The sequence below is a fragment of the Lysobacter stagni genome (genome assembly GCF_030053425.1).
Lineage (GTDB): Bacteria > Pseudomonadota > Gammaproteobacteria > Xanthomonadales > Xanthomonadaceae > Lysobacter_J > Lysobacter_J stagni.
In genome coordinates this window covers 1,598,993-1,614,353 of the sequence record NZ_JASGBI010000001.1, presented here as the reverse complement: position 1 = coordinate 1,614,353, position 15,361 = coordinate 1,598,993, and the positions used below count along the sequence as shown (strand labels likewise).

The window sequence follows — 15,361 nt, the reverse complement described above, 5'->3', positions numbered from 1 at the left end:
TCATTGTGCCGCCTGAAGGGACGACTTGATGGCGATCTTCGGCGGCAGCCAGCAGCTTCCGATGAAGTAGTCGCGGCTCGCATTCACCACCGCGAACATCAGCGCCATATCCTTCCATTGATAGTTGCGGCCGATGTGATCCTGCGCATCGGCAAGCGCGATCGAGATCGAATAGCTGCCTGGCCCGAGCGCTGCGGCGAAGCGCGCTTCAAAGACCAGCTCCTCACCTGCCTGCAAGCTTGTGAGCCCCTGATCCGAGTAGTGAGTGTTGGTGCCGAACATGACCTGCCCCAAACGGTCACGGACCATGTAACCAAACACAAGATTCTCAAGGGGATCGCGGACCCGCACCCGCACACTCAGGGTGACAATCTCGCCGACTTCGAGATATTCGGTCGCCTCTCCCCGCTCGTTCAGCAGCGCGACTCCCTCCACCGACGCTTCGTAGCTACCCGACTCGACCGAGACGCCACCCTGCTCAAGCGTGGACACCGTGATCGCCGCCTGCTCCTTCTTGGCGATCAACGCATTGTAGTAATCGATGACCTGCTTGGGTTCCGCGTCGAGGATGAGACTGCCCGCCTCGATGAGGATCGCCCGGTCGCATAGCGCCTGCACGGCGGTCGGGTCGTGCGAGACGAACAACAGGGTGGTTCCTTGCTCCCGGAACTCCTTGATGCGATCGAAGCACTTGTGCACGAAGTACGTGTCGCCGACCGACAAAGCCTCGTCGACGATCAGAAGGTCCGGTCGAAACGCTGTGGCGACGCTGAAGGCCACGCGCATCTGCATGCCGCTGGAATAGGTACGCACCGGCTCATCGAAGTAGTCCCCGATCTCGGCGAATCGCTCGATATCGGCAATGACCGCCGCCACCTCAGCTTGTGAGCGCCCCATCAATCCTGCCGCGTGGAACACGTTCTGGCGTCCGGTCAGGTCAAGGTTGAAGCCCATGCCCAGTTCGAGGATCGCCGAAACACTGCCCGTCCTGGTCACGCGGCCCGACGTCGGTTGCAATGTGCCGGTGATCAGCTTCAGCAGCGTGCTCTTACCCGCGCCGTTCTGACCGACGATGCCCACGCACTCGCCGGGCCGGACAGTAAAGCTGATGTTGCGCAGCACGTTGTGCTGCTCAACAGGCTTCACCGGCAGGCCGAACCAGGAAAGTACGCGCAGCCATTCGTTCGACCAGCGAGCGTACGACTTGCTCAAACCTTCGACATGCAACTGCGCACTCATAGGGAGTCCACCATTTCCGCCGAGGCCTGTCGGAACACGAAGAGCGCCGTCAGGGACAACACCATGGTCCCGAGGATGAGCACCAGCAAGCCACCCCACGCGGGCGCTTTTCCGTACACAAGCACGTTCTGGTAGCTCGTCACGAGGGGATGCAGCGGATTCAACGCAAACCAGCGCTGGAATCGCTCAGGCAGCACGTTGATGTTGTAGACAATGGGCGTCAGCCAGAAGAGTGCCGACAGCACGACCGGGACCACCTGTCCAAGGTCGCGCATGAACACATTGAGTATTCCAAGCAGCATTCCCAGCGACATCGCCAGCAGCAGGTTGGCCACGATGAGCAGCGGCAACCACACGATCTGGTGATCAGGAAAGTGCCCCAGCACTGCGAAAACTCCGAAGATCGCCAGGCACAACAGGACGTTGTTCACCAGCATTGTCCCGCCCGCGATGATCGGCAGACAGATGCGGGGAAAGGCCATCTTCTTCATCAGATTGCCGTTGTCGATGAACAACGTCAGGAACTTTCCGATGGTTTCGACGAAAAGTGACCAGAACAGCATGCCTGCAAGCAGGTACAGCGCGTAGGCGTACTTGTTGTCGACGCCCGGCAGTTTCGCCGACAGCACTTCGGACAGGATAAGGGCGAAGATGAGCACCTGGGAAAGCGGATGAATCACCATCCACAGCCCGCCCAGCTTGCTCCGCGTGAAGCGCACCCTCAACTCGTTCCTGATCGACACGAGGATGAAATAGCGATAAGCCCAGATGGCTCGCAGGAACTTCATGACTGCTGTTGTCCGTGAGGGTGGACACCCGAGGTGTCCACGGTGGTCAACCAACGCATCATCGCGTCGGCGCTGCGAGCGGGTGACAGCGTCTCGGCGATGTCCACAGCGGCTCGCCGACCGATATTGCGGCCCCATTCGCGATCGTCTGCGAGCTTTCTCATCAGGCTCGCAGCAGAGTCGAGGTTGGGCTCGGCCCAGAGCATGCCGGTGGCGTTCGGGTATTGCCCTGCCTCTACCTGCGTCAGTGTGTAGTCGACGAGCAGGCTGTTGCGCTCGTTCATGAAGGCCATGTTGCCGGACCAGCCGGTTGCGACGACCGGCTTGCCGATCCTCATGGACTCAGCCATGCCCAGTCCAAGGCCCTCCGCGCGGTGCAGCGACACATAAGCGTCGCACGCGTGCTGAAGCGCATGAAGGTGATGGCCTTCGATCACATCATCACGCACCTGGATGCGCTGGTCGTCGCCGATCTCGTCCAGCAGCCGGCGCAGCTGGTCCGGTTGACGCCCCCCATTGGAGGATTTGATCATCAGAAAGAAGTCGTCACGCCCGGAAGCGAAGGCGGCGCGGAATGCGCGGACGACAGCCATCGGGTTCTTGCGCTCGATGGCGGAGTTGAAATCGAATGTGCACAGGAAGGCATATGCGTTCTCGGGGATGCCGAAATCGGAACGCGCCAGGCGACTCGAGATGGGAATCTGCAGCGGGTAGTTGATCGTAGTTACCGGCTTGTCCGTCACCGCGCGGAAGGCATCGGCGACGAACTCCGTCGCCACCATGATCTCGTCGACTGCCTCAATGGCGGGCAACCACTGGCGCGGCACCTCGGCAAGCTCCCAGAACCAGAACCCGACAATCCTCGGACGGCGCGAACCAACCGGCATCCGTTCGAGTGCGGACGCAAAGTGATCCGGATTCACGAACACGATGTCGACGCCATGACGCGCGCCAGCGCCCATCAAGGACCGCATGGTCCGGTCACCCATGCTGTGCGGCACATCGATGTCCGCTTCGTGCAGGCTGATGGGGCAGCCGGCATCGATCAGGGCCTTGGCATAGGCGCGCGCGCTTTCCGCAAGCCCGAACTGACCGCTGAAATACCCAACGAGGTTCACGCCGATACCGTCATCCGAAGGTGCCGACGGTTCTCGTTCCGGTCGCCAGAAGGCAACGTCCTCATCCCAGCGCGCGGTGCGTTCGAACCCCAAGCTGCGCTGGACGTGCGCACCGAACGTTGAAGAAACGCCTTGGCGAATGCGCATTGGCATCAACTTATAGGCAGCAAGCAGCCAGGACTGACTGGCAGCCCATCTGCCCGCACGACTCACGGTCGCGCTCAGACTTCTGCCGGATCGCCCATTCTTTTTCACTTGCAGTTCCAACGGCGCTGCAATCGGTTCACGGTTGACCAAGGGCGTGATCAACATCCGCCTTCAGGTCTTCGAGGTCCTCCACACCGACGCTCAGCCGCACCAGATTGTCGGCGATGCCCAGCTGCGCACGCCGCTCCGCCGGTACCGACGCATGCGTCATGATTGCCGGGTGGTTGATGAGGCTTTCCACGCCGCCGAGTGACTCGGCCACGGTGAAGTATTCGCAACGCTCCATCATGCGGCGCGCGGCGGCTTCGCCGCCCTTGATGTAGATGCTGATCATGCCGCCGGGGCCGTGCATCTGGCGCTTGGCCAGTTCGTACTGCGGGTGCGACTTCAGGCCGGGGTAGAGCACTTTCTCGATGGCCGGATGGGTTTCCAGCCACTCGGCCAGCGCCTGCGCGTTCTCGCAGTGCGCCTTCATGCGCAGGTGCAGGGTCTTGAGGCCGCGCAGGGCGAGGAAGCTGTCGAAGGGGCCCTGCACGCCACCGATGGCGTTCTGCAGGAAGGCCATGCGGTCGGCGATCTCGGCATCGTCGCCGACCACCGCCATGCCGCCGACGATGTCGGAGTGGCCGTTGAGGTACTTCGTCGCCGAGTGCATGACGATGTGCGCGCCCAGTTCGAGCGGGCGCTGCAGGATCGGCGAAGAGAACGTGTTGTCGACCACCACGATCAGGCCGCGCTTGCGCGCGATGGCGGCGATCTGCGCGATGTCCACCAGCTTGAGCAGCGGGTTGGTCGGCGTCTCGATCCAGACCATCTTCGTTTCGGGACGGATCGCGGCCTCGAACGCGCTGACGTCGCTCAGGTCGACCCAGCTGAAATCCAGGCCGGCAGACCGGCGGCGCACGCGCTCGAACAGGCGATACGTGCCGCCGTAGACATCGTCCATGGCAACCACGTGGCTGCCGGAATCCAGCAGTTCGAGGATCGTCGAGGTGGCCGCCAGGCCCGAGGCAAAGGCGAAACCGCGCGTGCCACCTTCCAGGCCGGCGACGCAGCGCTCATAGGCGAACCGGGTGGGATTGTGGCTGCGCGAGTACTCGAACCCCTGGTGCACGCCCGGGCTGGACTGTGCGTAGGTCGAGGTGGCGTAGATCGGCGTCATGACCGCACCCGTGCTCGGGTCCGGCGACTGTCCGGCGTGGATCGCAAGGGTTCCCAGACCGGGCTTCCGAGCCCCGCCTTCCGCGTGTCGTTCGCTCATCAAATCCTTCCTGTTCCGCATGGATGGCGGCCGCCGATTCTAGCACCGCCCCCCTGTATGCAACGGGCTCGGCAAGGTGCGGACGCAGCTTCGGCAAAGGCCCGAACGAGGGCTGAATCAACGACGCGCCCGGGTGATGCGGGGCGGGATCGGGCGCCCCTGCGCCCGTCCCGCGGCCAGGGTCACTGCACCCGGCGACGCAGATAGTTGAGCAGGTCGATCCGGGTGATCAGGCCGATGAACCTGTCGCCGTCCACCACGATCGCGACATGCCCGCGATCGAACACCGGAAGCAGCGATTCGATCGGCGAACGCACGTCGATCTTGTCGAGCTTGCTGACCATCGCGGTGGAGACCGGGTCGCGGAAGCGCGACTCGTCGCCGTAGACGTGCAGCAGCACGTCGCTCTCGTCGACGATGCCCACGATGTTGTCGCCATCCATCACCGGCAGCTGCGAGACGTCGTAGAGCTTCATGCGCTGGTACGCGGTCACCAGCAGGTCGTTGGGGCCGACCACCACCGTGTCGCGCTGCGAGAACGGTCGCAGGATCAGGTCGCGCAGGTCGCCGCTGGGCTGGCGCGCGAGGAAGCCGTTGTCCAGCATCCAGTAGTCGTTGTACATCTTCGACAGGTACTTGTTGCCCGTGTCGGGCACCAGCGTCAGCACCTTCTTCGGGCTGGTCTGCTCGCGGCAGTACTTCAGCGCCGCTGCGAGCAGTGTGCCGGTCGAGGAGCCGCCGAGAATGCCCTCTTTTTCCAGCAGCTCGCGCGCGGTGAGGAAGCTTTCCTTGTCGCTGATGGCGTAGGCCTTCTTCACGCGGGTGAAGTCGGAGATCGGCGGCAGGAAATCCTCGCCGATGCCCTCCACCATCCAGCTGGCGGACTTGTCGCTGAGCGTGCCGCGGTTGATGTACTCCTCGAGGATGGAGCCCACCGGGTCGGCCAGCACCAGTTCGGTGTGCGGCGACTTCTCGGCGAAGCAGCGCGACAGGCCGGTCATCGTGCCGGAGCTGCCGCAGCCGAAGACGATGGCGTCGATACCACCCACGCTCTCCATCTGCGCGAGGATTTCCGGGCCCGTGCCGAACTCATGCGCGGCCGGGTTGTCCGGATTGCCGAACTGGTTGATGAAGTACGCGCCCGGCGTTTCGCGGGCCAGGCGTTCGGCCAGGTCCTGGTAGTAGTCGGGATGGCCCTTGGCGACGTCGGAGCGCGTCAGCACCACCTGCGCACCCATGGCCTTGAGGTTGAAGATCTTCTCGCGGCTCATCTTGTCGGGCACCACCAGGATGAGCTTGTAGCCCTTCTGCTGCGCGACCAGCGCCAGGCCGATGCCGGTATTGCCCGCGGTGCCTTCGACCAGCGTGTCGCCGGGGTGGATCCTCCCGGCCTTCTCGGCCGCTTCGATCATCGACAGGCCGATGCGGTCCTTGATGGAGCCGCCCGGGTTCTGCGATTCGAGCTTGAGGTAGAGCTCGCATACGCCGGTGTCCAGACGCTGCGCCTTGATGATCGGCGTGCCGCCGATCAGTTCGAGTACGGATTGGTGGATGCTCATCCGCGCAGTTTAGCCGCGCAGGAGGACGTGGGTGGATGCTCCGGATGCTTACGCATCGGCATACGCACCCGTATTTCCGCCATTGGACAGAGAGCGGTCCGGCCTTCGCACCGGGGCGGCTGCTGGACGCAGCCGCCCCGGTTCCGGGAGACGCGGGCGGGGAGACCGACGAGGAAGTCACCGCCCGCGGCGAGGAAGTCTGTGGGAGAGCGTCAGTGTCGTTGCGTGTCGTACATCCGGACCAGGCGGTCCTTCGCAGCCAGTTTCTCGCGCTTCATCTGCGCCAGGGTGATGTCATCGATCGGCAGAACGCCCAGTTCGGCGTCCATCACCCTCTTGTCGAGATCCTTGTGGCGCTGGTACAGCTGCCGGAATTCCGGGTTGGCCTTCATCAGCGCTTCGATCTCTGGCTGCGGTCGTTCTTCGAACATGTAGTGCCTCCTTCAGCGATTGGGGAAGCCCGGGCATCAGGCCCGTGCCCTTGCGGAAGGCCCCGAAAACGAAAACGCCCCGGTCGTGGGACCAGGGCGTCGCTCGGGGTCGTGGGGGAGCAGATCGGATCCGGCGCCGGCTTCACACAGCCCGGCCACCAACTTGCGTGGGGCGGCGGGGTCCTGCGAGAGGGGCGTTGACGTCATCGACCTTGCTCATCGCCAAGCGGAAAACAGGCCGCTTGGAGACTTGACCCTACTCCTCCCTCCCACGGTCGGCAAGGGTGTCGTCGGCGAGGTGTGAGCTCGGTCCCGAAGGAGGCAACGGGCGGGCACCGGCCATGGCCGTGCCCGCCCAAGTCATTGTTTTACTTGGACTGAACGACCACTTCGTTGCGGTCAGCCTTGCCCGCGCGACCGCTCACCTGGACCTTCGCCTGGGGCACGCCACCGGCGACCAGCGCATCGCGAACGGACTCGGCGCGGCGCTGCGCCAGCTTGGCGTCGGCAGCCGTCACCTCGACCCGGACGCCCGAGGCGGACGAGAACGCCTGCACGTACGCGGCGATGGTCTTGGCCGTCGATTGGGCACCACTGCCCAGGCTGGCCTTGCCCGCACCGAAGCTGTCCTTGCCCAGGGTGAACACCTCGCCGCGACTGTCGCGCTTGGAGGCGGGCAGCTTGCCGCCGGCAACCAGTTCGGCCTCCTCGCGGGCCAGCTTCGACTCGCGCTCGCGCGCGGCGTTGAGGCGCGCCGTCTGCGCACCGGCGACACCCTTGAGGGCCGTTTCCACGTCCTGCAGGGCGACCGCATCGGCCTCACTCTGCTGGCGCAGGCGCTCGGCCTCCTCGGCCTGCATCTGCGCCTGGAGGCGCAGGCGCTCGTTCTCGGCACGGGCACGGGCGGCATCCTGGCGGCTGGCTTCGACCAGCAATTCGCTGCGCTCGCGCTCCAGGCGGTCGATATCGCGCTGCATCGCCTGGGTCCGCGCGGAAACCTCCGCGATCTGGACGCGACGCTCGGCCACGTACAGCGCGTCCGGACGCTGCTTGCCCGAGGCCTGGGCCAGCGTGTCCACGGCCTGGCGCGCCTGGAGGCGCTCGTATGCAGCCAACGTGTTGAGTTGGGAATTGGCTTCCAGCGTCGTCAGTCGCTGGGTCAGGCGAACGACGTCGGGATTGTCCGCGGCCCACGCCGGTTGCACGGCGAAAACCGCGACAAGGGCCATCGGCAGGATCAGGTGGCGCAGGCTCATGGCTGACCCTCCGTCTGCAGGCGGCGGTGCAACTCGTCGACCTCGCCCTGGCGCTGGCCCAGTTGGGCCGTCGCCAGCGCCTCCCGACTCTTGGCGTAGGCCAGGTCGGCGTCGGCCGCGGCGGCCAGGGACAGCCGGCGGGCAGCGTCCTCGTCACCGGCGCTCATCGCCGACTGGGCCCGGGACAGCTCGCCGCGGGCCGTGTTGAGCTCCTGGAGGGCGTACTGGTCGCCATCCGCGTCCTCGGCCCGGCTCACCGCCTGGCGGGCCGCCGCCAGCTCGCCCGTGGGCGGCGGCAGGGAGGCGCAGGAGGAGAGTACGGAAGCGAGAACTGCAGCCAGCAGCGGAAATCGGATTTGTGCGAAGCTTGGATGCATTGGGGAGGCCGGGCCTGAGGGTCGCGCGGCCATTGTCGTAAAGGGGCACGCACGCTGGCAATGGCTGGCCGCGGCCGAAGGGCCAAGAAGGGGTTGTTGCATGGACATCGGCTATTTCCTGAAGCTGATGACGGAAAAGAATGCGTCGGACATGTTCCTGACGACCGGCGCGCCGGTGTACATCAAGGTCGAAGGCAAGCTTTACCCGCTGGGTAACACTGGCCTGCCGCCCGGGATGGTCAAGAAGATCGCCTATTCGCTGATGGACGAGGGACAGGTTCCGCTGTTCGAGCGTGACCTCGAACTGAACATGGCGCTTGCCCTGCCCGAAGCCGGCCGCTTCCGCATCAACGTGTTCAAGCAACGCGGCGAAGTCGGCATGGTGATCCGCGCCATCCGCAGCGTGATTCCGTCGATCGAGGAACTGCAGCTGCCACAGGTGCTGAAGGACATCATCATGGCCCCGCGCGGCCTGGTGCTGATCGTCGGCTCCACCGGCTCGGGCAAGTCGACCACGCTCGCGTCGATGATCGACTACCGCAACAGCAACATCTCGGGCCACGTCCTCACCATCGAGGATCCGATCGAATACCTGCACAAGCACAAGAAGTCGATCGTGAACCAGCGCGAGGTCGGCCTGGACACGCACGCCTTCCACAACGCGCTGAAGAACGCGATGCGCGAGGCGCCGGACGTCATCCTCATCGGCGAAATCCTCGACGCCACGACGATGGAAGCGGCCATCGCCTTCGCCGAAACCGGCCACCTGTGCCTGGCCACGCTGCACTCCAACAACGCCGACCAGACGCTGGAGCGCATCCTCAACTTCTTCCCGGAAGCGGCGCACAAGAACGTGCTGATGAACCTCGCGCTGAACCTGCGCGCGGTGGTCAGCCAGCGCCTGGTGGTGGGTACCGATGGTCGTCGCGTGCCGGCGGCGGAAGTGCTGATCAACACCCCGCACATCCGCGACCTGATGCGCCGCGGCCAGGTGCACGAGATCAAGCAGGCGATGGAAGAGTCGCTGGAAGAAGGCATGGAGTCGTTCGACCAGTGCCTGTTCCGCCTCTACAAGGAAGGCAAGATCGACATGGAAGAAGCGCTCAAGGCCGCCGACTCGCGCGAAGGCCTGTCGTTGAAGTTCCGCCTGTCGGAAGGCTCCACGGGCGAACACGACCCGTATGCCGACGTGTACGCCGCCACCTGATCTTCGCGACAAGTGCTCCACACCCGACGGCCTGCGCCTCACCGCGCAGGCCGTCTGCGTTATGGGCTCAGCTGGCTTCCGGCGCGTCGGGTTGGCGTTCGGGCCGTGCGGCCTCGAATGCCGGTAACGCGAGGCAGGCCTTCTCGATCCTCAGGATCGTGGGATAGGGCGAAAGGTCCACCGCGAAGCGGCGCGCGTTGTAGACCTGCGGCACCAGGCAGCAGTCTGCGATGGTGGGCGTATTGCCCTCGCAGAACGTGCCGGTGGACGGATGGTCCGCCAGCATCGCTTCGAGCGCGGCGAAGCCGTCCTGGATCCAGTGCTGCACCCACGCATCGCGCTCGGGCTGCGGCACGTGCCAGCCGTGGCTGAAGTACTGCAGCACACGCAGGTTGTTGAGCGGGTGGATGTCGCACGCGATCGCCTGCGCGATGGCACGTACGCGTTGGCGGTCTCGGGCCGCCGTCGGTAGCAGCGGCGGCTCCGGCCACGTCTCGTCGAGGTATTCCAGGATCGCCACCGACTGCCGCATCAGCCGCTCGCCATGCTGCAGCACCGGCACCAAGCCTTGCGGGTTGACGTCGCGGAAGGCTTCGGTGCGCTGCTCCCCGCCATCGCGCAGCAGGTGCACGGGCACGGTCTCGTAGGGCAATTGCTTCAGGTTCAGGCCGATGCGCACGCGATACGCCGCGCTCGAACGCCAGTACGAATACAACCGCAGGTGCTCAGCCGACATCGATCCCCTCCCCCGGATACCCTGCCGCGCGGCACGAAAGCCGCGCGGCGCCCATTACTCGACGCGTTCGATGCGCTGCTCGATCGCCCCGAAGATGTCGCCACCGTCGCGCGCGCGCATCTCGATGCGCACGGTGTCGCCAAAACTCATGAACGGCGTCGACGGCTTGCCATGCTCCAGCGTCTCGACGGTGCGCTTCTCGGCGAAGCACGACGCACCCAACGACGTGTCCTGATTGGCCACGGTGCCCGAGCCCACGATGGTGCCGGCAGACAACGGACGCGTCTTCGCCGCATGCGCGACCAGTTGCGCGAAGTCGAACTGCATGTCGATGCCCGCCTCCGGCGCGCCGAACCATTCGCCGTTGATGTGCGTGAGCAGCGGCAGATGCACCTTGTTGCCCTTCCAGGCGTCGCCCAGCTCGTCCGGTGTCACGAACACCGGGCTCAGTGCCGAACGCGGCTTGGATTGCAGGAAGCCGAAACCTTTCGCCAGTTCGTTCGGAATCAGGTTGCGCAGCGAGACATCGTTGACCAGACCGACCAGCTGGATGTGCGCGGCCGCCTGCTCGGGCGTGGCGGCCATCGGTACGTCGTCGGTGACGATGACGACTTCAGCCTCCAGGTCGATGCCGTATTCCTCGCTGGGCACGCGCACCGGATCGCGCGGACCGTAGAAACCGGCGCTGACTGCCTGGTACATCAGCGGATCGGTGTAGAAGCTTTCCGGCACCTCGGCGCCACGCGCGCGGCGCACGCGTTCGACATGCGGCAGATAGGCCGACCCGTCGACGAATTCGTACGCACGCGGCAGCGGCGCGGCGAGCGCCCCCATCTCGAGCTCGAAGGCATCTTCGGCGGTGCAGGCATTAAGCGCATCCGACAGGGCATTCAGTCGCGGCGCGGCGTTCGACCAGTCTTCCAGCGCGCGCTGCATCGTCGGCGCGATGCCGGTGGCGCGCACGGCGCGACGCAGGTCGCGCGAGACCACGATGAGGGTGCCGTCGCGGCCGCCTTCCTTCAGTGAACCAAGCTTCATCGAAACTCCGTGAGTTCAGCGCTGCCGCGCGATGGTTTCAATTGTAACGAGTGCGCACGGCGGCGAGACATGAACGAGAACGTAAAACCGCTCCGCATTCTGACAACGTCCGTCCGGCGGGGTCGCGGGACGCATCGCGTATTCGGCGTCTGGCAGCGCGCAGGCAACAAAAAACCCGCCTTGCGGCGGGTTCTTTGTTTGATATGGCAGCCCCGGATGGATTCGAACCACCGAATGCCTGAGTCAGAGTCAGGTGCCTTACCGCTTGGCGACGGGGCTATGCGATCAATTTTAGCGCAGAAATTAGCGCTTGGAGAACTGGGTAGCGCGACGTGCCTTGTGCAGGCCGACCTTCTTGCGCTCGACCTCGCGGGCGTCACGGGTCATGAAGCCGGCCTTGCGCAGCTCGGACTTCAGCGACTCGTCGTACTCGACCAGCGCGCGGGCGATGCCGAGGCGGATCGCACCGGCCTGGCCGGTGATGCCGCCGCCGGCGACGGTGACCACGACGTCGAACTTGTCGGTCGACTGGGTCAGCTCGAGCGGCTGGCGCACGATCATGCGCGCGGTCTCGCGACCGAAGAACTCATCCAGCGGACGCTGGTTGACGGTGATGTTGCCAGCGCCCTTGCGCAGGAAAACGCGGGCGGTGGAGGACTTGCGGCGGCCGGTGCCGTAGTTCTGCTGGAGTGCCATGGGATGTCTCTAAGAAAGGGTCCGAATCAGAAGTCCAGCGGCTGCGGCTGCTGGGCGGCGTGCGGGTGCTCGGAGCCCTTGTAGACCTTGAGCTTGCGGTACATGGCGCGGCCGAGCGGATTCTTCGGCAGCATGCCCTTCACGGCGATCTCGATGACGCGCTCGGGATGGCGCTCAAGCGCCTGGGCGAGGGTCTCGGTCTTGAGGTTGCCGATGTAGCCGGTGAAGCGGTGGTACTGCTTGTCCTGCAGCTTCTTGCCGGTGACGGCAATCTTCTCGGCGTTGATCACGATGAGGTAGTCACCCGTGTCGACGTGCGGGGTGAAAACCGGCTTGTGCTTGCCGCGCAGACGGCGCGCGAGTTCGGAGCACAGGCGGCCGAGGGTCTTGCCGTCGGCGTCTACGACGTACCAGTCACGCTGGACGGTCTCGTTCTTGGCGGTGAAAGTCTTCATGACTGGTCTGTATGGGTGCTTTGTCGGGCTGATTCCGTTCTCGGGCGGCAGGGCCGCGCCGGCGGAATTTCGCCTCGCGCTGTGGAGGGTGGAACGAAAGAAGCGGAATCATAGCGGGCCAGGCCGGTCGCCGCAAGTCGCAGGGTCGCCACGCTAGAATCGGCCCATGCCGACCGCCTCGCGTTCGCCCCAGCCCGGACCGACCGACCCGCTGGTGGCCCTGGCCGACCGCTGCGTCCAGTGCGGGCTGTGCCTCCCCACCTGCCCCACCTACGGCCTGGAGCGGAACGAGGCCGAGTCGCCGCGCGGCCGCATCGCCCTGGCCCGGGCCTGGGCCCTGGATGCGCTTGACCCCACGCCGACGGGCGACCGCCACCTCGACCAGTGCCTGGGCTGCCGCAGCTGCGAGAGCGTGTGTCCGGCGGGCGTGCAGTATGGCGAACTGCTGGTCACGGCGCGCGCGCGTCAGCGCACACGTCGGGGCGCGGGCTGGCGCCGCCGCGCGATCGAATTCCTCGTGGCGCGGCCGCCGCTCTTGCGGTCGCTGTTGTCGGCCTATCGGGTCACCTACCGTTTCCTGCCGGGCCGCTTGCGCACACTGCCGCCCCCGCCGTCCCACGACAGCGCCCCGGAAATGACGACGCGCGGGGCGCGGGTCTCCGTGTTCGTGGGCTGCGTGGCCGATTCGTACGAAACCGGGGTACGGGACGCGCTCGCACGATGCTGTCAGGCCCTGGGCATCGAGCTGGCCGTGCCTGCCGGGCAGGCCTGTTGCGGCACCCTCCATGCGCACGGTGGCGATGTCGACGGCGCGCAACGACTCGCCACACGCAACCGTGACGCCTTCGCCTCATCGGCGACCGTACTGACGCTCGCGAGCGGCTGCCACGATGCGGTGGCCCAGGCGCTGCCTGGCCCGCGCCGGGTGGTCGATGCCATCGCGTTCCTCGCCGACCGCATTGCCGAGGCGCCGGACGCACTGCGGTGGCGCCCCAGCCAGGCGCGCGTGGCATTGCACCTGCCCTGCACGCAGCGCAGCGTGGTGCGCTCGGCGCCCGCGCTGCGCCGGTTGCTCGCGGCCGTCCCGGGACTGGAGGTGATCGAACTCGATGCGGGGTACGGCTGCTGCGGCGCCGCCGGCCTGCAGATGCTGGACGACCCGGCGCGTGCGGCCGAGTTCCGCGCGCCGCTCCTGCGCCAGCTGGAATCCAGTGGCGCCACACGCCTGCTCAGCGCCAACATCGGCTGCCGCCTGCATTTCGCAGGCGGCACTGCCGTGCCCGTGCAGCATCCCCTCGAATTCCTGGCCGAGCTGCTCGACGCCCCGCCTTCACCGCCACGCGCGGTGGGCCACACGTAAAATCGACGCATGAACGCACGCGCCCTCACGCCGCTGGACCGCCTCCTCGCCGACACCCAGCGCGCGCTCGACACCGTCTTCGGCGCCCCTTCGGCGGACCGCGCGAATCCCGCCGACGGAGTGGCCCAGATCGAACTGGACGACGAGGAGCGCCGCCATTCGGCCGGCCTGATGCGCATCAACCACGTCGGCGAGGTCTGCGCGCAGGCGCTCTACTGCGGGCAGGCCGCGGTCGCGCGCGACCCGGCCACGCGCGCGCATCTGCTGGAAGCGGCCCAGGAAGAGACCGACCACCTGGCCTGGTGCGCGGACCGCCTGCGCGAACTCGACAGCCGACCCAGCCTGCTGAACCCCGTCTGGTACGCCGGAAGTTTCGCCATCGGCGCGTTGGCGGGCCTGCGTGGCGACGGCTGGAACCTGGGTTTCGTGGTCGAGACCGAGCGCCAGGTCGAGGCGCACATCGACGAGCACCTGGATTCGCTTCCCGTCGCCGACGCGCGCAGCCGCGCCATCCTGGAAGTGATGAAGACCGACGAAGCCCGCCACGCCGACCATGCTGAAGCCGCGGGTGCGCGCATCCTGCCGCCACCGGTGCCGGCGGTGATGGCAGCGGCCTCGAAGCTGATGAAGGCCGTGGCCTACCGCATCTGACGTCGTCGCAGGCACAAAAAAGGCCGGCAATGCCGGCCTTTTTCATTCACGACGCGAGGCGACCTCAGTCGGCCAGGTTGCGACCGTGGTAGAGCTCCTCGATCTCGCGCTTCAGGCGCGCCTCGATCTTCATGCGCTCCTTGAACGAGAGGTTCTTGGCCTTCTCCTCGAACAGGTAGGTGTCGAGGTCGAACTCCTTCAGGTGCATCTTCGTGTGGAAGATGTTCTCCTGGTAGACGTTCACGTCGATCATCTCGTAGCGCGACTTGATGTTCTTCGCCAAGTAATCCTGGATCGAGTTGATCTTGTGGTCGATGAAGTGCTTCTTGCCCTTGATGTCGCGGGTGAAACCGCGCACGCGGTAGTCCATCACCACGATGTCGGATTCCAGGCTCTCGATCAGGTAATTCAAGGCCTTAAGCGGCGAGATCACGCCGCAGGTCGCCACGTCGATGTCGGCGCGGAAGGTCGCGATGCCGCTGTCCGGATGGGTTTCCGGATAGGTGTGCACCGTGATGTGCGACTTGTCCATGTGGGCGACGACGGCGTCGGAGATGATCTCCTTCCCAGCTGCCTTCTTGTCGATCACCGGTTCCTCGGAGATGAGGATGGTCACCGACGCGCCCTGCGGGTCGTAGTCCTGGCGGGCGATGTTGAGGATGTTCGCGCCGATGATCTCGGCCACATCCGTCAGGATCTGGGTCAGCCGGTCGGCGTTGTACGCCTCGTCGATGTACTCGATGTAACGACGACGCTCGTCCTCCGACGCCGCGAAGCAGACGTCATAGATGTTGAACGAGAGGGCCTTGGTGAGGTTGTTGAATCCCTGCAACCTCAGGCGAGGCAACGGCTTGACCACGGCAGTAGGTATCCCGGTAGGGCGGCGAGGGCCGGAATTATGAGGCACAAAACCCCGGGGGGGAACGCGCGGGACCGCCAGGGCCGCCAGAAGGCCTGAAGAGGTGAACCAGACCGCCATCAC

The 15,361-nt window shown here is 65.5% G+C and carries 16 protein-coding genes and 1 tRNA gene; 3 read left to right on the top strand and 14 right to left on the bottom strand.

Going from position 1 to position 15,361, the window contains the following annotated elements:
• From QLQ15_RS07355 to QLQ15_RS07320, 8 genes are all read right to left on the bottom strand, one after another.
• A complete protein-coding gene (locus QLQ15_RS07355) occupies positions 1 to 1,239 on the bottom strand; it encodes an ABC transporter ATP-binding protein (RefSeq protein WP_283212177.1) in 1,239 nt (412 codons plus the stop codon).
• On the bottom strand, positions 1,236 to 2,027 hold the full coding sequence (locus QLQ15_RS07350; RefSeq protein ID WP_283212176.1) for an ABC transporter permease: 792 nt from the start codon (positions 2,025 to 2,027) through the stop codon (positions 1,236 to 1,238). The genes QLQ15_RS07355 and QLQ15_RS07350 overlap by 4 nt, the downstream gene beginning before the upstream one ends.
• On the bottom strand, positions 2,024 to 3,457 hold the full coding sequence (locus QLQ15_RS07345) for a glycosyltransferase family 4 protein (RefSeq protein WP_283212175.1): 1,434 nt from the start codon (positions 3,455 to 3,457) through the stop codon (positions 2,024 to 2,026). The genes QLQ15_RS07350 and QLQ15_RS07345 overlap by 4 nt, the downstream gene beginning before the upstream one ends.
• Positions 3,429 to 4,613 carry a cystathionine gamma-synthase gene (locus QLQ15_RS07340; RefSeq protein WP_283212174.1) on the bottom strand — a complete coding sequence of 395 codons (1,185 nt, stop codon included), beginning with the start codon at positions 4,611 to 4,613 and terminating at the stop codon, positions 3,429 to 3,431. Before QLQ15_RS07340 ends, QLQ15_RS07345 begins: the two co-directional genes overlap by 29 nt.
• A 182-nt stretch (positions 4,614 to 4,795) precedes the next feature.
• Complete coding sequence (locus tag QLQ15_RS07335) at positions 4,796 to 6,172, bottom strand: pyridoxal-phosphate dependent enzyme (RefSeq protein ID WP_283212173.1); 1,377 nt, start codon at positions 6,170 to 6,172, stop codon at positions 4,796 to 4,798.
• 212 nt (positions 6,173 to 6,384) lie between these two features.
• Positions 6,385 to 6,603, bottom strand: a complete 219-nt coding sequence (locus QLQ15_RS07330; RefSeq protein ID WP_283212172.1) for an HP1242/YdcH family protein — start codon at positions 6,601 to 6,603, stop codon at positions 6,385 to 6,387.
• Positions 6,604 to 6,971: 368 nt separating this feature from the next.
• A complete protein-coding gene (locus QLQ15_RS07325; RefSeq protein WP_283212171.1) occupies positions 6,972 to 7,859 on the bottom strand; it encodes an OmpA family protein in 888 nt (295 codons plus the stop codon).
• The gene (locus tag QLQ15_RS07320) at positions 7,856 to 8,236 is read right to left on the bottom strand and encodes a DUF4398 domain-containing protein (protein ID WP_283212170.1); all 381 of its coding nucleotides are present in this window, start codon (positions 8,234 to 8,236) and stop codon (positions 7,856 to 7,858) included. The genes QLQ15_RS07325 and QLQ15_RS07320 overlap by 4 nt, the downstream gene beginning before the upstream one ends.
• 100 nt (positions 8,237 to 8,336) lie before the next feature.
• Between QLQ15_RS07320 and QLQ15_RS07315 the strand changes: the two genes are divergently transcribed.
• Positions 8,337 to 9,443 carry a PilT/PilU family type 4a pilus ATPase gene (locus QLQ15_RS07315; protein ID WP_283212169.1) on the top strand — a complete coding sequence of 369 codons (1,107 nt, stop codon included), beginning with the start codon at positions 8,337 to 8,339 and terminating at the stop codon, positions 9,441 to 9,443.
• A 67-nt stretch (positions 9,444 to 9,510) separates the two neighbouring features.
• Here the strand turns inward: QLQ15_RS07315 and maiA are convergent, their stop codons facing one another.
• The 5 genes from maiA to rplM all read right to left on the bottom strand — a co-directional run bounded on the left by maiA (position 9,511) and on the right by rplM (position 12,368).
• Entirely contained in the window at positions 9,511 to 10,179 is a 669-nt protein-coding gene (gene maiA, locus QLQ15_RS07310) for a maleylacetoacetate isomerase (protein ID WP_283212168.1), read from the bottom strand.
• A gap of 54 nt (positions 10,180 to 10,233) precedes the next feature.
• The gene (locus QLQ15_RS07305) at positions 10,234 to 11,217 is read right to left on the bottom strand and encodes a fumarylacetoacetate hydrolase family protein (RefSeq protein ID WP_283212167.1); all 984 of its coding nucleotides are present in this window, start codon (positions 11,215 to 11,217) and stop codon (positions 10,234 to 10,236) included.
• Positions 11,218 to 11,421: 204 nt separating this feature from the next.
• Positions 11,422 to 11,496, bottom strand: a tRNA-Gln gene (locus QLQ15_RS07300).
• Between the two features lie 24 nt (positions 11,497 to 11,520).
• Positions 11,521 to 11,913, bottom strand: a complete 393-nt coding sequence (gene rpsI, locus QLQ15_RS07295; RefSeq protein ID WP_283212166.1) for a 30S ribosomal protein S9 — start codon at positions 11,911 to 11,913, stop codon at positions 11,521 to 11,523.
• Positions 11,914 to 11,939: 26 nt separating this feature from the next.
• Entirely contained in the window at positions 11,940 to 12,368 is a 429-nt protein-coding gene (rplM, locus tag QLQ15_RS07290; protein ID WP_283212165.1) for a 50S ribosomal protein L13, read from the bottom strand.
• Positions 12,369 to 12,534: 166 nt separating this feature from the next.
• Here rplM and QLQ15_RS07285 point away from each other — a divergent pair, with 166 nt between their 5' ends.
• A complete protein-coding gene (locus QLQ15_RS07285) occupies positions 12,535 to 13,728 on the top strand; it encodes a (Fe-S)-binding protein (protein ID WP_283212164.1) in 1,194 nt (397 codons plus the stop codon).
• Between the two features lie 9 nt (positions 13,729 to 13,737).
• On the top strand, positions 13,738 to 14,379 hold the full coding sequence (coq7, locus tag QLQ15_RS07280) for a 2-polyprenyl-3-methyl-6-methoxy-1,4-benzoquinone monooxygenase (RefSeq protein WP_283212163.1): 642 nt from the start codon (positions 13,738 to 13,740) through the stop codon (positions 14,377 to 14,379).
• Positions 14,380 to 14,443: 64 nt separating this feature from the next.
• Here coq7 and speD read toward each other — a convergent pair whose 3' ends face one another.
• Positions 14,444 to 15,238, bottom strand: coding sequence for an adenosylmethionine decarboxylase (speD, locus tag QLQ15_RS07275; protein WP_283212162.1), 795 nt, complete (start codon positions 15,236 to 15,238; stop codon positions 14,444 to 14,446).
• Between the last annotated feature and the right edge of the window lie 123 nt (positions 15,239 to 15,361).

Excerpts from the sequence above, each read along its gene's own strand:
- QLQ15_RS07355 (WP_283212177.1), bottom strand. The coding sequence starts at position 1,239 with ATGAGTGCGCAGTTGCATGTCGAAGGTTTGAGCAAGTCGTACGCTCGC.
- QLQ15_RS07350 (WP_283212176.1), bottom strand. The coding sequence starts at position 2,027 with ATGAAGTTCCTGCGAGCCATCTGGGCTTATCGCTATTTCATCCTCGTG.
- QLQ15_RS07345 (WP_283212175.1), bottom strand. The coding sequence starts at position 3,457 with ATGTTGATCACGCCCTTGGTCAACCGTGAACCGATTGCAGCGCCGTTG.
- QLQ15_RS07340 (WP_283212174.1), bottom strand. The coding sequence starts at position 4,613 with ATGAGCGAACGACACGCGGAAGGCGGGGCTCGGAAGCCCGGTCTGGGA.
- QLQ15_RS07335 (WP_283212173.1), bottom strand. The coding sequence starts at position 6,172 with ATGAGCATCCACCAATCCGTACTCGAACTGATCGGCGGCACGCCGATC.
- QLQ15_RS07330 (WP_283212172.1), bottom strand. The coding sequence starts at position 6,603 with ATGTTCGAAGAACGACCGCAGCCAGAGATCGAAGCGCTGATGAAGGCC.
- QLQ15_RS07325 (WP_283212171.1), bottom strand. The coding sequence starts at position 7,859 with ATGAGCCTGCGCCACCTGATCCTGCCGATGGCCCTTGTCGCGGTTTTC.
- QLQ15_RS07320 (WP_283212170.1), bottom strand. The coding sequence starts at position 8,236 with ATGCATCCAAGCTTCGCACAAATCCGATTTCCGCTGCTGGCTGCAGTT.
- QLQ15_RS07315 (WP_283212169.1), top strand. The coding sequence starts at position 8,337 with ATGGACATCGGCTATTTCCTGAAGCTGATGACGGAAAAGAATGCGTCG.
- maiA (WP_283212168.1), bottom strand. The coding sequence starts at position 10,179 with ATGTCGGCTGAGCACCTGCGGTTGTATTCGTACTGGCGTTCGAGCGCG.
- QLQ15_RS07305 (WP_283212167.1), bottom strand. The coding sequence starts at position 11,217 with ATGAAGCTTGGTTCACTGAAGGAAGGCGGCCGCGACGGCACCCTCATC.
- rpsI (WP_283212166.1), bottom strand. The coding sequence starts at position 11,913 with ATGGCACTCCAGCAGAACTACGGCACCGGCCGCCGCAAGTCCTCCACC.
- rplM (WP_283212165.1), bottom strand. The coding sequence starts at position 12,368 with ATGAAGACTTTCACCGCCAAGAACGAGACCGTCCAGCGTGACTGGTAC.
- QLQ15_RS07285 (WP_283212164.1), top strand. The coding sequence starts at position 12,535 with ATGCCGACCGCCTCGCGTTCGCCCCAGCCCGGACCGACCGACCCGCTG.
- coq7 (WP_283212163.1), top strand. The coding sequence starts at position 13,738 with ATGAACGCACGCGCCCTCACGCCGCTGGACCGCCTCCTCGCCGACACC.